Annotated in this window: 5 protein-coding genes and 1 other annotated feature; of the genes, 4 read left to right on the forward strand and 1 reads right to left on the reverse strand. The window is 47.0% G+C overall.

Features of this window, described 5'->3' with window-relative positions:
* Window positions 1-16: 16 nt before the first annotated feature.
* From tpiA to DXA36_RS20980, 3 genes are all read left to right on the forward strand, one after another.
* Window positions 17-766, forward strand: coding sequence for a triose-phosphate isomerase (tpiA, locus tag DXA36_RS20970; RefSeq protein WP_118681402.1), 750 nt, complete (start codon window positions 17-19; stop codon window positions 764-766).
* Between the two features lie 301 nt (window positions 767-1,067).
* Window positions 1,068-1,703, forward strand: a complete 636-nt coding sequence (locus DXA36_RS20975; protein WP_118681403.1) for a DUF3793 family protein — start codon at window positions 1,068-1,070, stop codon at window positions 1,701-1,703.
* 114 nt (window positions 1,704-1,817) lie between these two features.
* Window positions 1,818-2,061 (forward strand) — a binding site (T-box leader).
* A gap of 76 nt (window positions 2,062-2,137) precedes the next feature.
* Entirely contained in the window at window positions 2,138-4,129 is a 1,992-nt protein-coding gene (locus tag DXA36_RS20980) for a 2-isopropylmalate synthase (RefSeq protein WP_182479194.1), read from the forward strand.
* A gap of 24 nt (window positions 4,130-4,153) precedes the next feature.
* Here the strand turns inward: DXA36_RS20980 and DXA36_RS20985 are convergent, their stop codons facing one another.
* Window positions 4,154-4,717, reverse strand: coding sequence for a TetR/AcrR family transcriptional regulator (locus DXA36_RS20985; protein WP_118681404.1), 564 nt, complete (start codon window positions 4,715-4,717; stop codon window positions 4,154-4,156).
* A gap of 149 nt (window positions 4,718-4,866) precedes the next feature.
* Here DXA36_RS20985 and DXA36_RS33355 point away from each other — a divergent pair.
* Window positions 4,867-6,190 (forward strand): thioester domain-containing protein (locus tag DXA36_RS33355; protein ID WP_207666373.1); only part of this gene is annotated, 1,324 nt, incomplete at its 3' end.

Raw genomic sequence — 6,190 nt, forward strand, 5'->3', positions numbered from 1 at the left:
TAAGGAGACCATAATCATGGCAAGAAAGAAAATTATTGCCGGCAACTGGAAGATGAACATGACTCCCAGCCAGGCCGTTGAATTAATCAATACCTTAAAGCCCCTTGTAGCTACGGAAGATGCGGACATTGTTTTCTGTGTACCCGCTATCGACATCATTCCGGCTATCGAAGCCGCCAAGGGAAGCAACATTGAAATTGGCGCTGAAAACATGTATTACGAAGAGAAGGGTGCATATACCGGAGAAATCGCTCCTGATATGCTCACTGACGCAGGTGTAAAATATGTTATCATCGGCCATTCCGAAAGAAGAGAGTATTTTGCGGAGACCAACGAGACCGTTAACAAAAAGGTTCTCAAGGCATTTGCGCATGGTATTACCCCTATCGTATGCTGCGGTGAGTCACTTACACAGAGAGAGCAGGGAATTACCATTGACTGGATCCGTCAGCAGATTAAGATCGCTTTCCTGGGTGTAAGTGCAGAGCAGGCTAAGACTGCAGTTATCGCTTACGAACCTATCTGGGCTATCGGAACAGGCAAGACGGCGACCACAGAACAGGCACAGGAGGTTTGTGCTGCCATCCGTGTCTGCATCGGTGAGATGTATGATGAAGCAACCGCGGAAGCCATCCGTATCCAGTACGGCGGATCTGTTAATGCAGCGACTGCAGCAGAACTGTTCGCTCAGCCTGACATCGACGGAGGTCTTGTCGGCGGTGCGGCTCTGAAGCCTGACTTCGGAAAAATCGTCAATTATAAATAACAGCAGCTTTGTAAGTCAATAGCCGCTGAAAGCTTAACCCGTTTTCTTCCGTGTACCGTTAGGGAAGAAAACGGGTTTTGTTGAATAAACAGGCGGCCTGCGTTATATATTCCTGATGACAGTGTATTGATTGATATATCTTATCATCTAATGATATTGCAGCAAATGGTTTTCTGTGGTAATCTGTATCATTAAGTTAGTTAAAACTAACTATAGCCTGACATGTACTAAAAGGAGATTGTTTTCCGGCGTATGGATGGACGCCGGAAGATAATTTTCCGGATCCCGGAGGAAGGAACATATGCCTGTAGAAGAAATTACGCAGTATTTACGGACCAATGGGCAGAGCTGTCAAAAGGCGTTACATATGCAGCTGGCAATCCATTGTGCACCGTTTTTAAAAGGAATCAAGGAAAGTGCTGTCGTCAGCCTTCCAAGAGAGCAGTCCGTTGCCTTTTCCGGCCTGGCAGCCCGGGCTGGTCTGAACTGGTATTTTTTGCTCCATGAGGATGGAAAGGATATGGTATTTATTTACCGAAGAAAGGAATTGGAGAGATTTCTGCAAAAAGAGGATGTTTCAGCATTCCTGAAAAAAAGAGGATATCTGCAGAACGGTAAGACTCATCCGTTTCCTATCTGTCAGATTCTGTCCGAACTTTCCGGAAGAGTGGAGTCTTATTACAGGACAAAAGAAAACTTTCCTCATGAGATAGGTGTGCTTCCCGGATATCCGACGGAGGATGTGGAAGGCTTTATTGCTAATGAAGGCAGGAATTGTCTGCTCACAGGCTATTGGAAGGTATACAAGAATGAGCGGCGGGCAAAACAGATATTTGCCGCCTTCGACGAAGCCAGGGAAGTGACTGGCTTTTACCGCACAGGCTGCGGAAAATGTGGCGGTATAATGTCCGGCAATTTCATTGACCGGATGTCGTAACGGTTCAGACAAGTCCTGGCTGTTACAGCATAAAATAAATCAATCAAATTGATTAAAATTGCACCTTGTAGTCACTCGAAATCTATGTTACTATTTAGAAAATTGAATAAGAAAGCAAATGCAAGGAAGAGGAGTAGTAGCTGAATGCTGGAAAACAGAGAACTGCCGGGTGGTGCGAGGCAGTCTGAAGCGGATCGTGAACTGACCTTGGAGCAGCTGGCTGAAGACCGCAGGGTTGTGTAGGCGCAGACGGAACACCCGCCGTAGAAAGGGGAAAGGCATGTTAGTGCTGACGAGTGCATGGTGTTGCGCCATGAAATAGAGTGGTACCGCGCGAAGGTGAATTTGCGTCTCTATAAAAATGACCGGATTACAGAAAAGTCATTTTTATAGAGACTTTTTTTGTGCCCGGACAGAAACAGGAGGAAGCATAAGTGAAAGCAGCAGAAAAGTATGGAAGATCTTATTTTATGCCGCCGGTGGTGACATATGATTGGGTGAAAAAGGATACGATTGAAAAAGCGCCGGTTTGGTGCAGTGTGGATTTGCGGGATGGGAACCAGGCACTCATTGAACCAATGGGACTGGAAGAAAAGCTGGAGTTTTTTAAAATGCTTGTCAAAATCGGCTTTAAAGAAATCGAGGTGGGATTTCCTGCCGCATCCGACACGGAGTACGCTTTTATAAGGGCGTTAATCGAAAGGGATATGATCCCGGAGGATGTGACGATCCAGGTGCTTACCCAGGCCAGAGAACATATCATAAGAAAAACATTTGAAGCCGTAAAGGGTGCACCCCATGCGATCGTTCATCTGTACAATTCTACATCGGTGGCGCAGCGGGAGCAGGTTTTCAAAAAAAGCAGGGATGAGGTGAAGCAGCTGGCGGTGGACGGAGCGGCGCTTTTGAAAAATCTGGCGGAGGAAACGGAAGGAAATTTTACTTTTGAATACAGTCCGGAGAGTTTCCCGGGGACAGAAGTGGATTATGCTGTGGAGGTATGCAACGCGGTCCTGGATGTATGGAAGCCGGATAAAAACCATAAGGTGGTCATCAATATTCCCACTACCGTACAGGTTGCCATGCCTCATGTATTTGCCTGTCAGGTGGAATATATTCACAAAAACCTGAAGTACAGGGACGGTGTGGTTTTAAGCGTACATCCCCATAATGACAGGGGCTGCGGGATAAGCGATGCGGAATTCGGTATCCTTGCGGGAGCGGACAGAGTGGAAGGGACTCTTTTCGGAAATGGGGAAAGAACGGGTAATGTGGATCTGGTTACGTTGGCTATGAACATGATGTGCCACGGCGTGGAAGCAGGACTGGATTTCAGCCGTATTATGGAAATAAGGGAAAGTTATGAGCTTCTGACCGGTATGAAGGTATACGAGAGAACACCTTATGCCGGAGACCTGGTATTCACTGCGTTCTCCGGTTCCCATCAGGACGCGATTTCCAAAGGAATGACATGGTGGAAAGAAGGAAAGAGCGGCAGTAAATGGACGGTGCCTTATCTGCCGGTGGATCCAAAGGATGTGGGAAGGGAATATGAATCTGACGTCATCCGTATTAACAGCCAGTCAGGAAAGGGAGGAATCGCTTTTATCCTGAAGCAGAATTTTGGTTTTTCCATACCTGACGGGATGAAAGAAGAAGTAGGCTATCTGGTGAAAGGAGTATCCGATAAGAGACATCAGGAACTGACACCGGCGGATATTTATCAGATCTTTGAGGAAAATTATATCACTCCCCGCTCGATTTTTCATATCCCGGAATGTCATTTCCGCCAGGAAGACGGGATTACCGCACAGGTGACGATTGAACAGGGAAAAGAGAGAAGAGTGATAGAAGCTTCAGGAAACGGCCGTCTCGATGCGGTCAGCAATGCGGTAAAAATGTATTTCGGCATAAGCTATGAACTCACCGTTTATGAGGAACATGCGATTTCCAGCGGTTCTTCCTCCAAAGCAGCGGCCTATGTGGGAATTAGCTGTAAGGGAAAGAACTATTGGGGCGTGGGAATTGATGAGGATATTATTAAAAGCTCCGTGGCCGCTCTTGTTTCAGCGGGCAATAAACTGGCGGAGAGTGAAAATCTTCGAGAAGGCAGGGAGGAACGAATCGTGGATATTATCAAATATATTAATGGACATTATGCAGAGGTGACCCTGGAAAATCTGTCGGAAAACTTCAATCTTTCCAGGCCTTATATTTCTAAATATATCAAAGACAAGACTGGTATGAATTTTCAGGATGTGGTTAGAGAAGCCAGAATGAGAAAAGCGCGGATGCTTTTGAAGGAATCGGGGCATTCGGTGGAATCGATTGCCGAGGATGTGGGTTATGAAAGCGTGGAGCATTTTAACAGGCTGTTTAAAAAATCCTATGGTATGACCCCTGTACAGTTCCGGGTGCAGAAATAGGCAAAAACCCTGCAGCGGATTCTCTTAATAGAGAATCTTCTGCAGGGTTTTTTCGAAGAAATCACAGTTTTTATGGCCGGAATGAAGAAGGACAATAAGATGATGGAACACAAACTGAAGGAATTCTTCCTGTGTGTACTCCTCCGACCATACGGATGCAGGAATAGAGGTGTCTCTCTGCAGAGCCTTGCGAAGAAGCTCCAGGAGAACCTGGAAACATTCGTTTTCCAGTTCCCTTCCTCTTTTTTTATCTTCCGGGGGCATGGTTTCCAGCTGAGTCAGCCAGTCCCGTTCAAATTCGGAAAGCTGCTCGTTGATAACTGCGTAAAACTGGGATACGAATTTGGTGAAACAGACAGTCCGGGGGTTGATGCCGGACAGACTATGGATAACATCTGCCCAGAAGGAATCCACCACAGCAAAAATAAGCTCTGTCTTATTGGGAAAGTAATTATAGAGAACACCCACAGAAATAGAGCATTTCCGGGCTATGTTGCGGATATTGACCTTATGTATTCCCTCGGTCCGGGCGATTTCCATAGCAGCGTCAATAAGCTCCTGACGGGATGTAACATTTTTGTTCATCATTTATCCTCCTGTTGAACCATGCTCATTATATAAAGCTTATATTTTAATGTCAAGTATTCTTCGATGAAAAGTATTCTGTGAGGTAGAGGAACCTTTGGGAACAATGGGAATACCGTAATAGTAGAATACCTTACAGGAGAGAATGGAGAATGATGCAAAAGAATAATTTAGAAGCCGTTGTTCCGGTGTCCCGTCCCTTTGTTATTTATTCCGGTACGGATCTGACCGGTACGGCTACCGGGGATGCGCAGGTCCGCAATTATTGTGCCCTGCCTTATACTTCGGAATCAAGATACCGGCTGGACAGAGCGGATCATAATAATATATTTCAATTCCGCCTGACACAAAACGGAGTAACGAGAATGGCCTATTGTCTTGATAAGTTTGCGGACGGCCCTTATAATGATGTTCCCTATGAGAGCGCGCCCTTTGAAACAATATTCCCGGCGGATACGGAAAGGCAGAAACAGATGCTTGCCTGGATACTTGCCAACGGGTATCCTGCGGTGAGTGCCGGAGAAACCTTTCAGCTAACCGGAACGGACTATACATCCAGCCCGGTGCTGGATGACAACGATGCCTATGCGGCGGTGCAGGTTGCCCTGTGGGTCCTTTTGGGACAGATTGCCGAGGACGAAGTCTTTTTTCTGGACTGCGGATCAGGAGAAACGCATCCGAAGTCGGAAAGGCTTCGGGCAACCGTGCTGAAGCTTCTGCAGATGGCAGGGGACTTCGCAGATTCTGTTGCCGATCCTTTGCCGCCGACAGCGGCAAACACTATGTGCTGCTGCAAGGATTCCCCTGTGGAGTGTTGTAATGCCGGTACCATTCCGGGTGCTGTCAATGAGTCCTATCTTGTATTCAGCGGCTGCCCGGATGAAGTGCGTTCCCTGTGCGGAAGGCTCCTGATAGGGCCGTTCCGGCTTCAGTCCAATTTAACGGGCCAGCCGGTCATTACAGTCCGTCCTCTGTGCGTATGTCAGGATGGTTTTGCCGCTTCCTTTATGGATTTTTGCGGAAATGTAATAACATCGCCTGTTATCGGACAGGAATTTTATATAGCGGTGCGGGCGACCCGTACTTGTATATGCTTTACCGTAGAGGCCGCATTTACAGCAACAATAACCCGGGTAATCACGATGAGGCCTGTCAGTTCACCCAACTATCAGCCAATCGGTTCATCTCTTCAGGATGAAATGATAGAGGTTAACGCTTCTATGTGTGTGTGCCTGTCTGCGGGTATTAAGGAAAAGGACGGCGGATGTACGGTACAGTCCGGTATACAGATAAATAACAATAATAATAACAACAATAATAATAATAATAACTTGGGTATGCAGGGGTTTATTAACTGTGGCTGGCAGATGCCCCCATGCTGTGTTTATCCGCCAGTGTGGCCATATCCGCCATATCCGCCATACCCGCCGGAATCGCCATACCCGCCATATCCGCCCAGGCCGCCGTATCCGCCGG

It is taken from the genome of Eisenbergiella sp. OF01-20 (assembly GCF_003478085.1).
GTDB lineage: Bacteria > Bacillota > Clostridia > Lachnospirales > Lachnospiraceae > Eisenbergiella.